Source organism: Amycolatopsis sp. MEPSY49 (assembly GCF_051337345.1).
Taxonomy (GTDB): Bacteria; Actinomycetota; Actinomycetes; order Mycobacteriales; family Pseudonocardiaceae; genus Amycolatopsis.
In genome coordinates, this window is sequence record NZ_JBDLYJ010000024.1 from 1 (window position 1) to 18,038 (window position 18,038).

An 18,038-nucleotide genomic window follows, 5' to 3' on the forward strand; every position below is an offset into this window, starting at 1 on the left:
TGCCTCAAACGCTACATCGCCCGCGAGCTCTACCGGACCATCATCAAAAACGACCCCGAACCCACCACTTGACATCCATAGGAGCATCTCATTCCTGTCACCAGGCGACAGGAATGAGTCATTCACGTCACCTCGGCCGCGTGGTCGTTCAGGCTGTTCATCTCACCGTGTCGACGGCCTCGCGTTCCGTTTACCGGCCGGATCTGGCACCCTGGAGCCCGTGTTGCGGCTTGCAGGTGCACGGCTGCTCGATGATCGGGACTATCCGGCGGTCCGTGCCGCGCTCGCCGCCGACCCGGTGGGCAGCTGCATGGTCAGCGCCCGGGTCGAGGCCGCGGGCCTCGACCCGTGGCGGCTCGGTGGCGAACTCTGGGCCGCCGACAGCCGGCCGGTTCGCGCCGGGCGGCTCCAAGGGCTGTGCTTCTCCGGGCCCAACCTCATCCCGCTGAGGGGCAACGCCCCCGCGTTGCGCTCCTTCGCCGACCGCGCACTGAGGAGACAACGCACCTGCTCCTCGCTCGTCGGCCCGGCCGAGCAGGTCCTCGGCCTGTGGGACGAGCTCGAAGGCGAGTGGGGCCCGGCCCGCGAGGTCCGCGACGACCAGCCGCTCATGGCGCTGGACACCCAGCCGCTGGTCAAGGCCGACCCGCTGGTCCGCCCGGTCCGGCCGGACGAGCTCGAGCGCTACCTGCCGGCGGCCGTCGCGATGTTCATCGAGGAGGTCGGCGTCGACCCGCGCAGCGGCGACGGCGGCGCCAGCTACCGCGCCCGCGTCACCGAGCTCATCGGCGCCGGGCGCGCCTTCGCCCGCTTCGAGAACGGCGAAGTCGTCTTCAAAGCCGAGATCGGCGCCATGTCGGCGACCGTCGGGCAGATCCAGGGCGTCTGGGTGCACCCCGACCGCCGCGGTGACGGCCTCGGCACCGCCGGCACCGCCGCCGTCGTCAACCGGCTCGTCCGCGGCCTGGGCCGCACCGCCAGCCTGTACGTCAACGCCTTCAACAGCCCTGCCCTCGCCGCCTACCGCAAGATCGGCTTCAAGCAGGTCGGCCAGTACGCGACGGTGCTGTTCTAACCACTCTTCCGTGGCGGTGTTTCGAGCCCGCCGCAAGCCGCTGACCAGGCATCATCCGGCCATGAGTGCACGTCGACACCGTGCCCTCGCGGCGCTGCTGCTGCTCGTCGCCGCGACCACGGCCGGGTGCTCGGGCGACGGTCCCGAGGACGCCTTGTCCGCCTTCCTCGACGCCGTCGCGGCCGGGGACGTCGCCGCCGCGGCCGCGAACACCGACTCGCCCGACGCGGCCACGACCGTGCTCACCCAGGTCCGCGGCGTGCTCGAACCCGAGGCCCTCGACGTCGACGACGAAGAGGTGAGGGAGCCGGCGAACGGCGACACCGTCACGGCGAGCTACCAGCTCACCTGGCACCTCGCCCAGGGCCGCACGTGGACCTACCGCGCCGACGCCCAGCTGCGCGCGGCCGAGAACGGCTGGCAGGTGCACTGGCAGCCGACGGTCGTGCACCCGCAGCTGGCCGTCGGCCAGACGCTCGGCCTGCTGCCGCAGCTGCCCGAGACCGCGCCGGTCCTCGACCGCGACGGCGTGCCGCTGATGCGCCCGCAGACCGTCATCGGCGTGGTCGTCGACCCGCAGAAGACGGGCAACGCGAGCGCCGTCGCGGGTTCGCTCGCGAAGGCGCTTCACCGCTACGAGCCGTCGGTCACCGGACGCTCGGTGCTCGACGGCATGAGCAAGACCAAACCCGGAGACGCCTACTCGGTGATCACCCTGCGCGCGGGCGACTACCAGCGCGTCAAGCCGGTGATCTACGACCTGCCCGGCGTCCGGTTCGCCAGCCAGGAACGGCTGCTGCCGGTCACGCGCGGGTCCGGGCAGCAGGTCCTGCCCGGCATCCGCGCCCTGGTCGAGCAGCAGCTGGCCGGGGCGGCAGGCTGGCGGATCGTCACCCGGGACGTCACCGGCGGCGAGGTCTCCGAGCTGAAGGCCGAGCCGCCGCGCCCGTCGCCCGCGGTCACCAGCACGCTCAGCGCGAAGGTCCAGGCCGCTGCCGAGAAGGCCCTCGAAACCGAGCAGTACCCGGCCGCGCTGGTGGCGATCCAGCCGTCGACCGGCGACATCCTCGCCGTCGCGCAAAACGACGCCGCGGACGACGAAGGCTCGCTGGCGCTGGCCGGGCGCTTCCCGCCGGGGTCGACGTTCAAGATCGTCACGGCGGCCGCCGCGCTGTCGGCGGGCGACGTCGAGGCCGGCAGCGCGGTCGACTGCCCCGGCACGACGACGATCGAGAACCGCGTGATCCCGAACGAGGGCCGGTTCGACCTCGAGCGCGTCCCGCTGAAGACGGCGTTCGCGCGTTCGTGCAACACGACCTTCGCCCGGCTCGCCGCCGGGCTGCCGGCCTCGGCGCTCACCGACACCGCCCGCTCGTTCGGCATCGGCGCGGACTTCGTCGTCCCGGGTCTGACCACGGTCACCGGTGCCGTCCCGGCCAGCGACTCGGCCGTCCAGCGCGCGGAGAACGGCTTCGGCCAGGGCACGGTGGTGACCAGCCCGTTCGGCCTGGCGCTGGCCGCGGCCACCGTCCAGGCGGGGAAGGTGCCGACGCCGTCGATCGTCCGGGGCATGCCCGCGACCACGAAGAACGTCGGCGACGCGCCTTCCCAGGACGTGCTCGACGCGCTGCGCGGGATGATGCGCGAGGTCGTCACGAACGGCACCGCCACCGGGCTGCGGGATCTCCCCGACGTCGCCGGCAAGACCGGCACCGCCCAGTTCGGCGACGGCTCGCAGTCGCACGGCTGGTTCGTCGGCTACCGCGGCGACCTGGCGTTCGCCGTGCTGCTCACCGAGGCCGGGTCGTCGAAACCGGCGGTGCAGGCCGCGCACCGGTTCCTGGCGGGGATCGGCTGAGCGGACCGTCGTAAGGTGGGGGCATGTCCGTTCGTGCCCCGCTCGTACCCGGCGTCCAGACGCCGCGCCGTGACGTCCCCAGTTCCATCGCCCGTCCCGAATACGTGGACAAGCCGGCGCCGAAGCGGGACACCGGCAATGGCGTGCGCACGCCCGAGGTGATCGAGGCGATGCGGGTCGCGAGCCGGATCGCGGCGCAGGCCCTGGAAGAGGGCGGCAAGGCGGTCAAGCCGGGCGCCACCACGGACGACATCGACCAGGTGGTGCACGAGTTCCTGCTCGACCACCACGCCTACCCCTCGACGCTGGGCTACCGCCGGTTCCCGAAGTCGTGCTGCACCTCGCTCAACGAGGTCATCTGCCACGGCATCCCGGACTCGACGGTGATCGAGGACGGCGACATCTGCAACATCGACGTCACCGCCTACATCGGCGGCGTCCACGGCGACACGAACGCGACGTTCCTGGCCGGCGACGTCTCGGAGGAGGCCCGCCTGCTGGTGGAGCGCACCCGCGAGGCGACGATGCGGGCGATCAAGGCGGTCCGGCCGGGCCGTCAGCTCAACGTGATCGGCCGGGTCATCGAGTCCTACGCGAAGCGCTTCGGCTACGGCGTGGTCCGCGACTTCACCGGCCACGGCGTCGGCCCGGCGTTCCACACGCCCCCGACGGTCCTGCACTACGAAGAGCCCTCCGTCGACACGATCATCGAGGAGGGCATGACCTTCACGATCGAGCCGATGATCACGCTGGGCACCATCGACTACGACATCTGGGCCGACGACTGGACCGTCACCACGAAGGACAAGAAGTGGACGGCCCAGTTCGAGCACACCCTCGTGGTGACGGCCGACGGCAGCGAGATCCTCACGCTGCCCTGAGCGTCAGTGGCTCGTGGCCTTCTTGTAGCAGCGCACCGAAAGCGGCACGAAGACCACCAGCAGCAGCGCGATCCACAGCACCGACGCCAGGAGCGCGTGCTGCATCGGCCAGACATCACGCGGCGGGAGCGCCGCGCTCGTGTTGCCGAACAGCTCCCGCGCCGCCTGCGTGACCGCCGAGACCGGGTTCCAGTCCGCGATCGCCCGCAGCGGGCCGGGCAGCCGGCCGCTGTCGACGAACGTGTTGGCCAGGAACGTCAGCGGGAAGACGACCACCATCGAGACGTTGTTGAACACCTCGGGCTTGCGCACGGCCAGGCCCAGCGCGCCCATCACCCACGACAGCGCGTAGGAGAACGCCAGCAGCAGGACGATCCCGCCCAGCGCCTCGAGCACGCTCGTGTGGATGCGCCAGCCGACCAGCAGGCCGACCAGGCCCATGATGAGCAGGCTCGCCGTGCTGAGGATGAGGTCGGCGGTGGTCCGCCCGATCAGCACCGCGGCCGGTGACATGGGCAGCGAGCGGAACCGGTCGATGATGCCCTTCTGCAGGTCGTCGGTCAGCCCGTAGCCGGTGACGATGCCGCCCATCGCCACCGCCAGGGTGAAGATCCCCGGCAGCATGAACTCGCGGTAGGACAAGCCCGGGATGTCGATCACGCTGCCGAACACGTACCCGAAGAGCAGCACGAACATCACCGGCGTGAACACGAGGGATCCGAGCAGGTCCAGCGACCGGAAGATCTTGATCGAATTGCGCTTGGCGACCGTCACGCCGTCGGTCACGGCCATCTGCACCGCGTTCATCACACGGCCTCCTTCGCGGTTTCGGCCACCTCGTGACCGGTGAGAGACAGGAAAACGTCGTCGAGGGTGGGTCGGCGGACACCGACGTCGCGGACGTCGACGCCGTCGACGGCCAGCAGCGCCAGCGCTTCGGTAAGCGCTTTCGCGCCGTGGGACACGGGCACGGTGAGCCGGAAGCCCTCGGCCTTCGGCTCGCCACTGGCCAGCCGGGCCAGCGCCCGCTGCGCGACGACGACGTCGTCGTGCGTGCCGACGGTCAGCTCGATCCGCTCGCCGCCGACGAGGTCCTTGAGCTCGTCGGCGGTGCCGCGGGCGATCACGCGCCCGTGGTCGACGACGGCGATGCTGTCGGCCAGCCGGTCGGCCTCTTCCAGGTACTGGGTGGTGAGCAGCAGCGTGGTGCCGTTCGCGACCAGCTCGGTGATGACGTCCCACAGCTCGGTGCGGGCCCGCGGGTCGAGCCCGGTGGTGGGCTCGTCGAGGAACAGCACCGGCGGGTTCGCGACCAGCGCGCCGGCCAGGTCGAGCCGGCGCCGCATGCCGCCGGAGTAGCCCTTGACCGGGCGGTCGGCGGCGTCGGCCAGGCTGAACCGGGCCAGCAGCTCCCGGCCGCGCGCCTTGGCCCGCTTGGTGCCCAGGTGGTACAGCCTGCCGACCATCTCGAGGTTCTCGGCCCCGGTCAGCTCGGGGTCGACGGCCGCGTACTGCCCCGACGCGCCGATGTGCGAACGCAGCTCGGGCGCGTCCTTCACGACGTCGAACCCGGCGACCGTCGCGCGGCCCGCGTCCGGCTTCTGCAGGGTCGTGAGGATCTGGACGGTGGTGGTCTTCCCGGCGCCGTTGGGCCCGAGCACGCCGAGCACGGTGCCTTCGGGCACCGACAAGGTCATCCCGTCGAGCGCGGCGACCTTCCCGTACTTCTTGACCAGTCCCTCGGCCACGATGGCGTCTGGCATGGATTTTCCCCTTTTCTCGTGGAGTCTCAGGCCCGGCGGATGACGATGTCGCCGGTGTAGGTGTGGGCCTTGACCTCGACGGTCTCGGCGTTGGCGGCGGGACCGTCGGCGGCGCTGAGCGTGTTGCGCACCGAGCCGGTCAGCGAGTTCAGCTCCAGCCAGGCGGCCGTGCCCTCGCGGACGCCGACCTCGATCTCGCCGACCGCGGTCTCGAGCACGACCCGGTCGCGGATGACCTCGCCGAGCCGGATGTCGCCGGAGGCGGTCTTGGCGTGCACGCCGGCGTGGGCGAGGTCGACGAGGATGTCGCCGTTGGCGACGCTCACCCGCAGGTCGCCGGTCACTTCGCCGACGCGGGTCTCGCCGTTGGAGTTCTTCAGCACGGCGGTGCCGTCGATCTCGCGGATCCGCAGCTCGCCGGAGCCGGTGCCGACCTCGGCGTGCCCGGTGACGCGCTCGATGGTGACGTCGCCGGTCGCCGTGCTCGCCTCGAGCCGGGCGGCTTCGTCCAGGTGGATGTCGCCGACGGACGTCTTGAAGCGGCTGGTGCCGACCCGGCCGGTGACGCGGAAGTCGCCCATCGCGGCGGTGCCGGTGATCTGCGAACCGGCGGGCAGTTCGACGGTGACGTGCAGGGCACCGGCCTTGCCCCAGAGCTTGGTGACGTACTTCGGGCCCTTGACCAGCAGTTCACCGCCGGCGAACTCGACGCGGGTCTTCGCGACGGCCTTGACGTCCTCGCTGTCGCCCGGGTCGGCCGGGGTGACCTCGACGGTCGTCTCCGCCCGGTCGCCGGCGACGATCCGGACGTCCGCGACGCTGAGGTCGATGGTCGCCGTGATCGGCTCGGGGGTGGGGAAAACGGGCATGGCTGCGCCCTCCTGGGGTGCTCGAGTGGCGTCTCCGCAGGTCGGAGACGTGAAGGAAAAAGCGAAAGGGGGTTACTGAACCCAGCCGGTGTACTTCTCGCCGAAGACCGACCGGCGCTGGGTGGGGCGGGCGCGGTCGGGGCCGAGCGCGGCGGTCGCGGCGCGGACGAGCCAGGCGTTCGTGGAGAGCCGCTCGCGGCTCGCCGCCTCCTCGACCCGCTGCTTCAGCTGCTCGGGCAGCCGCAGGTTGATCCGGGAGACGGCACCGTCGTCGGCTTCCGGCGGCGGCGCGACGGGCTCCGGGGCCGCCGGCTCGGCGACCGGTGACGGCGGTAGCGTGACGGCGAACTCGGCGTCCCGGCGGCGAAGGCGGACTTCGACGGAACCGGGCGCGAGGTCGCGGGTGATCTCGTCGGCCGCGGCCGAGAGGGTGTCGAGCAGGGTCAGCCGGATGGCGGCCTCCAGCGGGGAGGCCAGCCGTTCGGCCAGGGCGACAGCGTCCTCGCCGGCCGCCTCGGCGGCTACCGCGAATTCGCGGCGGAGGCTGTCCACGAGTGGTGTCAGGTCCATGGCACAACTATGGCGCCACGGTGGCACCACCACAACCCTGAAATGGCACCCTTAAGGGTCAGAAGTGGTGCCAAAATCAGTGAATGCGCAGGTCAGGCGCGTTCGACGCGCTCCAGGAGCTCGTCCAGGAACCCGCAGGCCTCGGCCGCGGCCCGGTCGGGATCGCGCTCGGCGATGGCGTCGGCGAGCCCTTCGTGGCCGATTTCGGGTGCGTGGTCCACGCCCGGCGTGATGCTCGACGTCGCCGCGACGCTCGCCGTGATGACCTCCGTCAGCCCGCGGTAGAGCTCCGTGAGCAGCCCGTTGTGCCCGGCGCGCACGACCGCCATGTGGAACTCGGCGTCGGTGTGCGCGAAGTCCTCCCAACGCCGTTCGCGCAGCTCGGTCTCGCGGCGGGCCAGCAGCGACCACAGCTCCGCGACTTCCTCCTTGGTGCGCGACAACGCGGCGAGCCGGGCGCCTTCGGCTTCCAGCGTGCGCCGGACCTGCAGGACCTCGCGCAGCTCGTCGCCGCAGAGGCGGCGGATCGCCCCGGACACCTCACTGGTCGCGCGCACGTAGGTGCCGTCGCCCTGGCGTACTTCGAGCAAGCCCGTGTGGGCGAGTGCGCGCACGGCTTCGCGGACGGTGTTGCGCCCGACGCCGAGCTGTTCGCCCAGCTCGACCTCGGTGGGGATGCGCGTGCCGAGGGGCCAGTCGCCCTGCGCGACCGCGGTCCGCAGCTGCTCGATGACCTGGTCGACCAGGCCGGCCCGCCGGGTGGTGGCCAGAGGCACAGGAGTCATCCCTTCATCCAATCATCCTACGTATGCGATAGTAGCCGTCATGAGCGTCGAAAACCGCGAACTCGAACTGGACGGCGCCGTGGAGGTCCGGACGCCGGGCGTGGTCGCCGCCGGCGCGCTGCTCGCGGTCGCGGTGGTGCTCACCGCCCTCAACCTGCGCCCGGCCATCACCGGCGTCGGGCCGATGCTCGCCGAAATGCGCGCGGACCTGGGGACGTCCGGGGTCTGGGCGGGCGTGCTCACGACGTTGCCGACGCTCTGCTTCGCCGGCGCCGGGCTGGCCGCGCCGCTGCTCGCGCGCCGGGCCGGGATCGGCGCCGCCATCGCGATCGCGTTGACCGCGCTCGGCGCCGGGCTCGTGCTGCGCGTGGTCGACGGCCCGGCCGTGGTGCTCGGCGGGACGCTCGTCGCGACCGCCGGGATCGCCCTGATCAACGTGCTCATCCCGGTCGTCATCAAGGACTCCTTCCCGGCCCGCATCGGCGTCATGACCGGCGTCTACACCGCGGCCCTGCAGGGCGGCGGCGCCCTCGGGTCGGCGGTGACCCCGCAGCTCGGCGACGCGTTCGGCGGCTGGCGCCCGGCGCTGGGGAGCTGGGTGGTGGTGGCCGCCGTGGCGCTGCTGGCGTGGATTCTCGCAGCCCGCGGCACCGGCCGGGCGCCGCGGCCCGCCGCCGACGCCGCCGGTGGCCGCTCGCTGCTGCGCAACCGGCTCGCCTGGATCGTCACGGTGTTCTTCGGCCTGCAGGCCTTCTACGCCTACGCGGCCATGGGCTGGTTCCCGCAGGTGCTGATGGACGCGGGCGTGTCCCGCGACCAGGCCGGCCTGCTGTTCGGCCTGGTCTCGCTGATCGCGGTGCCGATCAGCCTCTTCATCGCGCCGATGGCGGCCCGCGCCCGCGGCGGCCAGGGCCCGTGGATCGTCGGCCTCGGCGTGTTCGGCTTCGCCGGGACGACCGGGCTGATGCTCGCGCCGTCGTGGTCGCCGCTGCTGTGGAGCATCCTCGTCGGGCTCGGCATGAGCGTGTTCTCGCTGGCCCTGACGGTGATCGCGCTGCGCGCGCGGACCGGCGCCGACACCGCCCGGCTGTCCGGGATGGCGCAGGGCTTCGGCTACCTGTTCGCCGCGCTCGGGCCGTTCCTCTTCGGCCTGCTGCACGACCTCGCGGCCGGCTGGACCGTGCCGCTGGCGATGCTGCTCGGCCTGCTCGTCGTCCAGGTCGTGTTCGGCGCGCTCGCCGGCCGCCGCCGGTTCGTCTGATTCTTAACTGTTAACGCGCTTCGCCCGGCTGCGCGCGGCTTAAGATCACCGGGTGGCCGTGCCGTCGCCGGACCTCGGGACGTTGCTGCGCGAGGGCCCGTTCGACGCCGCCCTGCGCGCGGCCATCCGCGCCCGCGGGCTGAGCCTCGGCCGGCTCCGCGAACACCTGCGGGCCCGCGGGGTCACGGTCACGACGGCGACGTTGAGCTACTGGCAGTCCGGCCGCAGCCGGCCCGAACGGCGGGATTCGGTGCGCGGGCTGCGTCAGCTCGAAGCCGTCCTCGAGGTGCCGGCCGGTTCCCTCGTCGCGTTGCTCGGGCCGCCGCGGGTGCGCCGGGCCGCGCCCGCGGAGATCGGCCGGTTCTGGCCGGACGGCCGTCGCATCGACGCCGCGGTGTCCGATGTGGACACTCGCTGGGACGAGCGGCTGACCCGGCTGAGCCAGCACGACGTCGTCCTCGTCGGCCCCGGCCGGGAAGAGCTGGAGATCCGCTCGCGGCAGGTGCTGCGCGCCGAGGCCGACGGCCCGGACCGCTGGGTGGTGATCATGCACCTCGACGAGCACGACCGGCCGCTGCCGGAGCTGCGTTCGCTGCGCGGCTGCCACGCGGGCCGCAGCGTCCACTGGCCGGAGGACGGTCTCCTCGTGGTCGAACTGCTCTTCGGCAGGCCGCTGCTGCGCGGCGAAACGGTGCTCACCGAGCACACGCTCGTGAATCGCCTGCCGCATCCGCTCGCGACGAACTACGAACGCAAGTTCCGGCTGCCGGTCCGCGAATACGTGCTCGAGATCCGGTTCTCCCCGGAGGCGGTTCCGGCGGTGTGCCGCCGGTTCGCCGAGCCCGGCGAACACGCCGACGTCGTGCCGGAATCCGCTGCGGTGCACGGGGTCGCGCTGAACTTCGGGCCGGGCCGTTACGGCTTCGAGTGGGACTGGCCAGTTAACTGTTAAAGACTCGCGGATCTTCAGAACCGGCTTTCCGGCGGCTTACCGTCTGCGCACTCCACTCGCCGATCCGAGGAGAAAACCGATGCGCAGATTCGTTTCCGTCGCCGTCGTGGCCGCGTTGGCCGCGCTGGGACTGGGTGTCGCGCCCGCCGAAGCGGCGCCGGGCCACCCGGACGCCGAGGTCGCGGGCGTCGCCACGGCGTTCGGGCTCACCACCGACCAGGCCCGGGCCCAGCTCGCCGCGCAGGACCGGGCGCACCGGCTGGCCGAGACCCTGCCCGAAGCGGTCCGCGCGCACGCCGCCGGGCAGTGGTTCGACGCGGCCACCGGCCGGTTGACCGTTGCCGTCACCACCGCCGAAGCCGCTGGTCAGGCGCGTGCGGTGGGGGCGGCGGCGCAGGTCGTCGCCCGGAGCCGGGCCGACCTGGACCGCACGGACTCGGCCGTCCGGGCACTGATCGGGACGGGCGTGCCGGGCGTCTACGGCTGGGGCGTCGACGTCCGCGGCAACGAGGTCGGCGTCGACGTCGACCGGACGAAGAAGACCGCGGCGACCGAGAGTTTCCTTTCGCGCGTGCGGGATCTGGGCGTCCGGATCACCGAAACCTCGACGTCGCCGCGGCAGCAGTCGGGCACGATCCAGACCGGCAACCCGTGGTGGCCGGGCAGCGAGAGCAACTGCTCGGTCGGCTTCCCGGTGACGGATTCCCGCGGTGCCAAGCACTTCCTCACCGCCGGCCACTGCACGAACGACCGCGACCAGGCCGCGTACGGCGCTTCGGGGCAGCAGAACCGGATCGGGACGTCGAACGTCGGCGGCACCCACAGCGTCAACGCCCGCGAAGGCGACATGGGCGTCGTCGCGGTGACGGAGGCAGGGTGGAACCTGTCGGCGTCGGTGAACACCTGGGGCCAGCCGGCGGTCACGCTGACCGGCGCGGCCGAGGCGATGGTCGGCGACCGCGTGTGCCACTCCGGCACCACCTCGCACTGGCAGTGCGGCGAAGTGAAGTACACGCACAAGTCCGTCGACTACGGCGGCAGCCTCGTCATCGACGACCTGACCTGGACGACGGCGTGCTCCCTCGGCGGCGACTCGGGCGGTGGCTGGCTGCTCGGCGACAAGGCGACCGGCCTGCACGACGGCGGCCCGTCGCAGTGCGTGGACAACCCGTCCGACGGGGACCTGTCCCTGTTCCAGCCGGTGGCCGAGGCGCTGGGCAAGTGGCAGCTCACCCTCGTGACCGGCAGCGGCCCGGCGCCGGGCGGCCGGACGCTGACCAATGACGCGGACTACGCGATCCGCGACTACCAGCAGGTGTTCAGCCCGGTCACGTCCGGCTTGACCGGCCAGGCGGCGACCCCGCTGTCGGTCGCGGTGACGATCCGCCACACGTGCGCCGAAGACCTCGGCGTCACCCTGCTGGACCCGAACGGCCGGGGCTACGCGCTGAAGTACAGCGGCGGCAGCACGTGCACGGCGTGGAACGGCACCCGGACGTTCAGCGTCCCCGCGTCCTCCCCGGCCGCCGGCAAGTGGCAGCTGCGCGTCACGGACTACGGCCCCGGCGACACCGGCACCCTCGACACCTGGTCGATCACGCTGTAAGGACTCCCGCGGGCCGGGCGGTTACCCCGCCCGGCCCGCGGTGACTCAGTCCAGAGGCAGGTTGAGCAGGGCGTTCTCGACGAGCTCCGGCATCGCCGGGTGGATCCAGTACTGGCCACGCGCCATCGACCGCGCGTCCAGGCCGAAGCTCATCGCCTGGATCAGCGGCTGGATCACCGACGACGCCTGCGGTCCGATGATGTGCGCGCCCAGCAGCTTGCCGGTCGCCGGGTCGGCCAGGAGCTTCGCGAAGCCCGTCGTGTCCTCCATCGCCCAGCCGTAGGCGATCCCGGCGTAGTCCTGCTTCGAGACCACATAGGACACACCGAGGTCGCGGGCCTTCTGCTCGGTGAGCCCGACCGACGCGACCTGCGGGTGGGTGAACACCGCGTGCGGCACGAACCGGTGGTCGGCGGTGATCCGCTCGTCCGGGTGCACCAGGTTGTGCTGCACCACGCGGGCTTCGTGGTTCGCGACGTGCTTCAGCTCGTGCGGCGACGACAGGTCGCCGAGCGCGTAAATGCCCTCGACCACGGTCTCCTGGTAGTCGTCGACGACGACGTGTCCACTGTCCATTGTGGTCACCCCGGTGGCCGCGACGTCCAGCAGGTCGGAGTTCGGCCGGCGGCCGGTGGCGATCAGCAGCAGGTCGGCCTCGACGGTCTCGGCGCCCTGCGGGCCTTCGAGGTCCAGCGCCACCCCCGTCTCGGTCCTGCGCGCCCGGACGGTCTTGCGGTCCAGGCGGACGTCGAAGCGTTCCGAAGCCAGCTCGGTGAACCGCGCGCTGACGTCCTCGTCCTCCGAGCGCAGCAGGCGCCCGGACCGGTTGACCAGCGTGACGTGCACGCCGAACGACGCGAAGACGTGCGCGAACTCGGCCGCGATGTACCCGCCGCCGAGGACGACGATCCGCTGGGGCAGCTCGTCGAGCCGCATCACGGTGTCGGACGTGTGGTACTCGACGGCGTCCAGGCCCGGGATGTCCGGGATCACCGGGCGCCCGCCCGCGGCGAGCACGAACTTGTCGGCGGTCAGCACCTCGTCTGGACTGCCGTCGGCGAAGCTGACGCGCAGCTCCTTGTGCCCGGTGAACCGGCCGGTGCCCTCGTAGACGTCGACGTCCTTGTTGTCCTCGTGGCTGCGGCGGTACTCCGCGCCACCGGCGGCGATCGGGTCGATCCGGCCGAAGATCCGGTCGCGGATGTCGCGCCAGCGGACGCCCTTCAGCTCTTCGTCGACGCCGTACTTCGCGCTGTGCGAAGGCGTGTACGCGACATCGGCGGCGTACACGAACATCTTGGTCGGGATGCAGCCGACGTTCAGGCAGGTGCCGCCGAAGGTGCCCTTCTCCACGATCGCCGTCTTCTTGCCGGCGAAGTCCGGGCCGAGGATGGAGTTCCCCGATCCCGTCCCGACGATCACCAGGTCGTAGTGGGGCACTGCATCCTCCGCGGGGGTTCGGTCCGGTCGATTCACCCTAGCCAACCGCCTGCGCGAAGTGGGTGTTCCCGCTTGTGCTTAACGTCGTATTACGTGGTCAGTGGCCGGTCGCGGTGAAGTGCATCCGGTCCTTCGGGCTGGTCCAGGCGCCGCCCCACGTCCACCCGATCGCGGCGAACGCGCGCACGGTCGCGTCGCCGGCCAGAACCATGCCCGGCCGGCGGTCCGCGCGGTCGAGGTAGGCCGAGGCCAGCTCCGGCAGCACGAGGTCGCCCTGGGTGTAGGGGTTGCAGAACGGGTTGACGTCGACCGCGAGCCCGTACGCGTGCGCCGACCAGGTCGTCTGGCCGCGCGCCGGGCGGCAGACGAACGCGCTGGTGCTGTTGCCGTCGCCGGTCGGCGGCGCGGTCAGCTCGGCGGGAGCGGTCACACGCATTTCTTCGAGCGGGAAGCGCGCCGCGAAGAGCTGCCCGAAGACCTTGGTGATCCCGGCCGCGCCCTTCGCGTTGACCAGCATTTCGCCGGTGTGCGCGCGGCCGTCGAACCCCCAGAACGACATGGTCAGGTAGCGCAGGTCGACCGGCTTCACCGGGCAGGCGGCCTGCCAGGTGCTGCGCGCGAGGACGTCCGGTGGGACGGCGCTGATCGTCGAGGCGTACCGGTCGCCGGGCGGGGGCGGGAGGACGTCTTTTGTCGGAAGTGCCCGGTTCACCAGTTCGGGTGGTGTCGGCTCGATCTCGCCGAAGCCGTCGGCTCGGAGGGGGAGCGGGTGGGCGCCCACCTGCCAGGGGACGGCGGGCGGGCCCGGCGCCGGGGCCGGCGTCGGCCGGGCTTTGGTCGACGCGGTCGGAGAAGGCGCAGGTTGCGGCGTCGCGGGCACCTCCGCCGAGCACGAGGCCGTCGTCAGGGCCAGGACCGCCCCGAGTGCCGCCGTCGCTCTCCCGCGCATCCGGTCAGCTTGACAGAGGCGTCTGTTCGGCCCGGAGTCCACCCGTTCCAGTGACACCGTTTTGGGCCCCCTCGGATTAGGGTATTGAGCGCACGTCGTTCACGCACCGGAGTCGTCCGGGTGCCCCGAGTGCGCCGTCTTGTGCTGTTCCGAAGAGGGGAAAGTCCCATGTCCGTGAAGTCCCGCCGATCCCTGCTGCTCGCGAGCGGCGCGCTCCTCGCGGTCGCCGCGGTGGCCGTCCCGGTGGTGGTCGGCACGGCGTCGGCGGACCCGTCTTCGGCCAACCAGCCGCGGATCGTGGGTGGCGACAAGGCTTCGCTGTCGGACCACCCCTACGCGGTGTACCTGACCGACGCGGGCGGCAACCAGTTCTGCGGCGCGGTGATCGTCAGCTCGACGGCGGTCGCGACGGCGGCGCACTGCGCCAAGGCGGTCGCGAAGCAGGACGTCCGCGTGGTGGCGGGCCGCGAGGACAAGCGCACCGACGAGGGTGACGTCCTGGGCGTCTCGAAGGTCTGGATCAGCAAGGGCTACAGCGACCCGACGCGGGGCGACGACATCGCCGTGCTGACCGTCCGCGGCCAGCTCGGCTACCGGCCCGCCCAGCTGCCCGAGAGCAGTGACCCGGCGTACCGCGAAGGCACCCAGGCGACGGTGCTCGGCTGGGGCCGCGTCGCCGACGGCGGCGACCGGTCCGACTACCTGCGCAGCGCTCAGGTCCCGGTGGTCTCGGACAGCGCCTGCCGCTCCGACTACTCCGTGTACGACCAGAAGACGATGGTCTGCGCGGGCTACGAGAAGGGCGGCATCGACGCCTGCCAGGGCGACTCGGGCGGCCCGCTCGTCGTGGGCGACACGCTGATCGGGATCGTGTCCTTCGGTGACGGCTGCGGCAAGCCGGGCAAGCCGGGCGTCTACACGCGCGTCTCGGCGTACACGGCCGACATCGAGGCCCAGGCCAAGCCGCGCCTCTTCGGCTGAGCGTGCTAAGCAGGGGACATGCCGACCCTGCACGACGCGACCGGGCCCGAACTGACCGCTGCCCAGCTCCACGACATCCTCCGCCTGCGCGTGGACGTGTTCGTGGTGGAGCAAAAGGCCGCGTACCCGGAGCTGGACGGCCGTGACCTCCGGCCGGACACCCGCCACCTGTGGTTTTCGGACGGCGACGGCGTCACGTCCTACCTGCGCGTGCTCACCGATCCGGACGGCGTCCGCCGCATCGGCCGCGTGGTCACGGCCGCGTCCGCCCGCGGCCAGGGCCTCGCGGCCCAGCTGATGGACGCGGCCCTCACGGTCCCGGGCGAGTACGTCCTGGACGCGCAGACGTACGTCCAGGGCTTCTACGCGCGCTACGGCTTCGTCGCGGAAGGCGCGGAGTACACCGACGACGACGGGATCCCGCACATTCGCATGCGCCGCCGCTAGTCTATATTCGATACGGAGCCGTTCCGTATCGAAAGGAGACGTCGTGCCGGGAAGACCACGGGACGCCGGTCGTGACGTCGTCATCTTCGACGCGACGCTCAAACTGCTGATCGACGTCGGCTACGACCGGATGTCGATCGAAGCCGTCGCGGCCGCGGCCGGGGTGGGGAAGGCGACGATCTACCGCCGCTACGCCGGCAAGGCCGCGCTGGTCGCCGCGGCCGTCGACCACCGGGCTGGCGGGACGCCGCCTGATCCCGCGGCCGACGACCTCCGCGGCGCACTCCTGGAAACCGCGGGCTGGCTCGCGCGCGAAATCGCCGAGCAGGAAGTCGGCTTGCTCGGCGCGCTCTTCGCCGGGATGCGCGGCGACCCCGACCTCGCCGCGGCGATGCGGCGGATCCTGCACCGCGACCACGCCGCGATGACCCGGGTCCTGGACCCGCGTGGCGCCGCGCTCTTCGCCGAGATCGTCCCCGCGCTGCTCGTCCACCGGCTGGTCGTCACCGGCGAGCCGTGCGACCAGCCCTTCGTCGAGCACCTCGTCGACGACATCCTGCTGCCCCTGCTGAAAGAGGAACCCCCGCGATGATCGTGATCACCGGTGCGACCGGCGCCCTGAACGGCGCCACCGTCGAACACTTGCTCACCCGCATGCCGGCCGAGGAGATCGGCGTCAGCGTGCGAGACGTCGCGAAGGCCCAATCCTTCGCCGATCGCGGCGTGCGGGTGCGGCCCGGCTCCTACGAAGATCCTGCCGCGCTGAGCGCATCGTTCGAAGGCGCCGACCAGGTGCTGCTGGTGTCGTCCAACGACCCGGTCGCAGACGCCGTCGCCCTGCACCGCACCGCGATCGAGGCCGCCGTGGCGGCGGGCGTCCGGCGGATCCTCTACACCAGCCACCAAAACGTGCGTCCCGACAGCGCATTCGCCCCGGCTCGCGACCACGCGGCCACCGAGGAGATCCTCGCCGGCTCCGGCGTCGCCTGGACGTCGTTGCGCAACGGGTTCTACGCCCACAGCCTCGGCTGGCTGCTCGGCCCGTGGCGGGAGACCGGCGAGATCGCCGCGCCCGAAGACGGCCCGGTTTCGTGGACCCACCGCGCGGACGTTGCCGAGGCGGCCGCGGTGATCCTCGCCGGGCACACCATCGACGGCCCGGTCACCCTCACCGCGCCCGCCGCCGTCACCTTCGACGACCTCGCAGCCGATCGCGGCGTCAAGCGCGTGGTCGTCGACGACGAGCAATGGGTCGCCGACCGGATCGCGGCCGGCACGCCCGAACCCGTGGCCCGCATGCTGCTGACGTTGTTCACCGCTGCGAGGCGGGGCGACTTCGCGGAAACCGGTCCCCGCCTGGGCGAAATCCTCGGCCGCGAGCCGCTCAAGCCGTAGCGCCCCGCGGCGCGGTCGCCGTGATCACCTTCACCGCGCGGTCCACGTCGGCCTCCGTGAGGTCGGCCCGCGCGGTCAGCCGCAGCCGCGAGATGCCGTCCGGCACCGACGGCGGCCGGAAGCACCCGACCCGGATCCCGTGCTCCGCGCACGCCGCCGCCCAGGCGACCGCTGTCTCCGCCGACGGTGCCTGCACCGAGATCACGGCGGCGTCCGGCACGCTCGCCTTCAGCCCGGCCGCCTTCAGCGACATCGCCAGGTTGCCGGCGTTCTCGACGACCTTCTCGGCCAGCCCCGGCTCTTCCTTCAGCGCGTGCAACGCGGCCAGCGCGGCCGCGGCGCTCGCCGGCGCCAGCGCGGTGTCGAAGATGAAGCTGCGCGCGGTGTCGACGAGGTGCTTGATCACGCGCCGCGGCCCGACGACGGCCCCGCCCTGGGCGCCGAGCGACTTCGACAGCGTCAACGTCGTGACGACGTCGGGCGCGCCCGACAGCCCGGCCGCGTGCACCGCGCCTCGACCGCCCTCACCCAGGACGCCGAAGCCGTGCGCGTCATCGACGAGCAGTGCCGCGCCGTGCTCACGGCAGATCCCGACCAGCTCGCCGAGCGGGGCCAGGTCGCCGTCGACCGAGAACACCGAGTCGGTCACCACCAGCGCGCGCGGTTTCCGCCGGGTCGAGAGCGCGTGCTTGATCGCCGACGGCGTCGAGTGCGCGACCGCGGCGACGTCGGCGCGGGACAGCCGGCAGCCTTCGATCAGGGAAGCGTGGATGTACTTGTCGGTGACGATCGCCGATTCGGCGCCCGACAGCGCCGTCACCGCGCCGAGGTTCGCGGCGAAACCGGAGGAGAACACCAGCGCCGCCTGCGCGCCGCAGAACCGGGCGAGCTCCAGCTCCAGCTCGGTGTGCAGCTCGGTCGACCCGGTGACCAGCCGGGACCCGGTCGACCCGGCGCCCCAGCGCAGCGCGGCGGCCGCGGCGGCCCCGGCGACGCGCTTGTCGCGGGCCAGCCCGAGGTAGTCGTTCCCGGCCAGGTCCAGCTCGTCCGCCTGCGCCGGACGCGGTCGCAGCTGCCGCACGAGCCCCGCGTTCGCCCGCTTCTCCGCCTCGACGTCGAGCCAGTCGAAAACCTCATCGGGCGGGAGCGTCGGCGGCGTAGTCACGTCCCGCAGTCTCCCATCCGCTGTTCGCCGGGCCGTGAACC

At 72.1% G+C, this 18,038-nt stretch carries 18 protein-coding genes; 10 read left to right on the plus strand and 8 right to left on the minus strand.

The genetic code is table 11. The features are described 5' to 3' along the window. The first annotated feature begins 220 nt into the window (after positions 1–220). The 3 genes from ABFJ78_RS48475 to map all read left to right on the plus strand — a co-directional run bounded on the left by ABFJ78_RS48475 (position 221) and on the right by map (position 3,814). Positions 221–1,075, plus strand: a complete 855-nt coding sequence (locus ABFJ78_RS48475) for a GNAT family N-acetyltransferase (protein ID WP_372670750.1) — start codon at positions 221–223, stop codon at positions 1,073–1,075. 61 nt (positions 1,076–1,136) lie between these two features. Next, positions 1,137–2,933 (plus strand): penicillin-binding transpeptidase domain-containing protein, encoded by a 1,797-nt coding sequence (locus tag ABFJ78_RS48480; RefSeq protein ID WP_436394397.1) that lies wholly within the window; start codon positions 1,137–1,139, stop codon positions 2,931–2,933. A 23-nt stretch (positions 2,934–2,956) separates the two neighbouring features. After that, entirely contained in the window at positions 2,957–3,814 is an 858-nt protein-coding gene (gene map, locus ABFJ78_RS48485; RefSeq protein ID WP_436394398.1) for a type I methionyl aminopeptidase, read from the plus strand. A gap of 3 nt (positions 3,815–3,817) precedes the next feature. Here the strand turns inward: map and ABFJ78_RS48490 are convergent, their stop codons facing one another. The 5 genes from ABFJ78_RS48490 to ABFJ78_RS48510 form a co-directional block, all read right to left on the minus strand. Beyond that, positions 3,818–4,621 (minus strand): ABC transporter permease, encoded by an 804-nt coding sequence (locus tag ABFJ78_RS48490; protein WP_436394399.1) that lies wholly within the window; start codon positions 4,619–4,621, stop codon positions 3,818–3,820. After that, a complete protein-coding gene (locus ABFJ78_RS48495; protein WP_436394400.1) occupies positions 4,621–5,577 on the minus strand; it encodes an ATP-binding cassette domain-containing protein in 957 nt (318 codons plus the stop codon). Before ABFJ78_RS48495 ends, ABFJ78_RS48490 begins: the two co-directional genes overlap by 1 nt. Positions 5,578–5,603: 26 nt before the next feature. Then, a complete protein-coding gene (locus ABFJ78_RS48500; RefSeq protein ID WP_436394401.1) occupies positions 5,604–6,446 on the minus strand; it encodes a DUF4097 family beta strand repeat-containing protein in 843 nt (280 codons plus the stop codon). A gap of 72 nt (positions 6,447–6,518) precedes the next feature. After that, the gene (locus tag ABFJ78_RS48505) at positions 6,519–7,016 is read right to left on the minus strand and encodes a hypothetical protein (RefSeq protein WP_436394402.1); all 498 of its coding nucleotides are present in this window, start codon (positions 7,014–7,016) and stop codon (positions 6,519–6,521) included. Between the two features lie 92 nt (positions 7,017–7,108). Then, a complete protein-coding gene (locus ABFJ78_RS48510) occupies positions 7,109–7,792 on the minus strand; it encodes a FadR/GntR family transcriptional regulator (protein ID WP_436394472.1) in 684 nt (227 codons plus the stop codon). Positions 7,793–7,841: 49 nt separating this feature from the next. Here ABFJ78_RS48510 and ABFJ78_RS48515 point away from each other — a divergent pair, with 49 nt between their 5' ends. The 3 genes from ABFJ78_RS48515 to ABFJ78_RS48525 all read left to right on the plus strand — a co-directional run bounded on the left by ABFJ78_RS48515 (position 7,842) and on the right by ABFJ78_RS48525 (position 11,620). Beyond that, positions 7,842–9,062, plus strand: a complete 1,221-nt coding sequence (locus ABFJ78_RS48515) for an MFS transporter (protein ID WP_436394403.1) — start codon at positions 7,842–7,844, stop codon at positions 9,060–9,062. A gap of 52 nt (positions 9,063–9,114) precedes the next feature. Continuing rightward, on the plus strand, positions 9,115–10,014 hold the full coding sequence (locus ABFJ78_RS48520; protein ID WP_436394404.1) for an XRE family transcriptional regulator: 900 nt from the start codon (positions 9,115–9,117) through the stop codon (positions 10,012–10,014). Between the two features lie 79 nt (positions 10,015–10,093). Beyond that, positions 10,094–11,620, plus strand: a complete 1,527-nt coding sequence (locus tag ABFJ78_RS48525) for a proprotein convertase P-domain-containing protein (RefSeq protein ID WP_436394405.1) — start codon at positions 10,094–10,096, stop codon at positions 11,618–11,620. 45 nt (positions 11,621–11,665) lie between these two features. Here ABFJ78_RS48525 and ABFJ78_RS48530 read toward each other — a convergent pair whose 3' ends face one another. Further along, positions 11,666–13,060, minus strand: a complete 1,395-nt coding sequence (locus tag ABFJ78_RS48530; RefSeq protein WP_436394406.1) for a mycothione reductase — start codon at positions 13,058–13,060, stop codon at positions 11,666–11,668. 97 nt (positions 13,061–13,157) lie between these two features. Then, the gene (locus ABFJ78_RS48535) at positions 13,158–13,841 is read right to left on the minus strand and encodes a M15 family metallopeptidase (protein WP_436394473.1); all 684 of its coding nucleotides are present in this window, start codon (positions 13,839–13,841) and stop codon (positions 13,158–13,160) included. A gap of 336 nt (positions 13,842–14,177) precedes the next feature. Between ABFJ78_RS48535 and ABFJ78_RS48540 the strand changes: the two genes are divergently transcribed. Genes ABFJ78_RS48540 through ABFJ78_RS48555 form a run of 4 tightly spaced genes read left to right on the plus strand, consistent with a single transcriptional unit; the run spans position 14,178 to position 16,832 of the window. After that, positions 14,178–14,990: a S1 family peptidase gene (locus tag ABFJ78_RS48540; RefSeq protein ID WP_436394407.1), complete on the plus strand. Its 813-nt coding sequence runs from the start codon at positions 14,178–14,180 to the stop codon at positions 14,988–14,990. Between the two features lie 18 nt (positions 14,991–15,008). Beyond that, complete coding sequence (locus ABFJ78_RS48545; protein ID WP_436394408.1) at positions 15,009–15,437, plus strand: GNAT family N-acetyltransferase; 429 nt, start codon at positions 15,009–15,011, stop codon at positions 15,435–15,437. Between the two features lie 43 nt (positions 15,438–15,480). Beyond that, a complete protein-coding gene (locus tag ABFJ78_RS48550) occupies positions 15,481–16,029 on the plus strand; it encodes a TetR-like C-terminal domain-containing protein (RefSeq protein WP_436394409.1) in 549 nt (182 codons plus the stop codon). Then, entirely contained in the window at positions 16,026–16,832 is an 807-nt protein-coding gene (locus ABFJ78_RS48555) for an NAD(P)H-binding protein (RefSeq protein WP_436394410.1), read from the plus strand. The genes ABFJ78_RS48550 and ABFJ78_RS48555 overlap by 4 nt, the downstream gene beginning before the upstream one ends. Here the strand turns inward: ABFJ78_RS48555 and ABFJ78_RS48560 are convergent. Further along, the gene (locus tag ABFJ78_RS48560; protein ID WP_436394411.1) at positions 16,822–17,997 is read right to left on the minus strand and encodes an 8-amino-7-oxononanoate synthase; all 1,176 of its coding nucleotides are present in this window, start codon (positions 17,995–17,997) and stop codon (positions 16,822–16,824) included. The two genes, ABFJ78_RS48555 and ABFJ78_RS48560, sit on opposite strands and share 11 nt — an antisense overlap. Between the last annotated feature and the right edge of the window lie 41 nt (positions 17,998–18,038).

Coding starts and splice junctions, on each gene's coding strand:
- ABFJ78_RS48480 (WP_436394397.1), top strand. CDS start 1,137: ATGAGTGCACGTCGACACCGTGCCCTCGCGGCGCTGCTGCTGCTCGTC.
- map (WP_436394398.1), top strand. CDS start 2,957: ATGTCCGTTCGTGCCCCGCTCGTACCCGGCGTCCAGACGCCGCGCCGT.
- ABFJ78_RS48490 (WP_436394399.1), bottom strand. CDS start 4,621: ATGAACGCGGTGCAGATGGCCGTGACCGACGGCGTGACGGTCGCCAAG.
- ABFJ78_RS48495 (WP_436394400.1), bottom strand. CDS start 5,577: ATGCCAGACGCCATCGTGGCCGAGGGACTGGTCAAGAAGTACGGGAAG.
- ABFJ78_RS48500 (WP_436394401.1), bottom strand. CDS start 6,446: ATGCCCGTTTTCCCCACCCCCGAGCCGATCACGGCGACCATCGACCTC.
- ABFJ78_RS48505 (WP_436394402.1), bottom strand. CDS start 7,016: ATGGACCTGACACCACTCGTGGACAGCCTCCGCCGCGAATTCGCGGTA.
- ABFJ78_RS48515 (WP_436394403.1), top strand. CDS start 7,842: ATGAGCGTCGAAAACCGCGAACTCGAACTGGACGGCGCCGTGGAGGTC.
- ABFJ78_RS48525 (WP_436394405.1), top strand. CDS start 10,094: ATGCGCAGATTCGTTTCCGTCGCCGTCGTGGCCGCGTTGGCCGCGCTG.
- ABFJ78_RS48540 (WP_436394407.1), top strand. CDS start 14,178: ATGTCCGTGAAGTCCCGCCGATCCCTGCTGCTCGCGAGCGGCGCGCTC.
- ABFJ78_RS48545 (WP_436394408.1), top strand. CDS start 15,009: ATGCCGACCCTGCACGACGCGACCGGGCCCGAACTGACCGCTGCCCAG.
- ABFJ78_RS48555 (WP_436394410.1), top strand. CDS start 16,026: ATGATCGTGATCACCGGTGCGACCGGCGCCCTGAACGGCGCCACCGTC.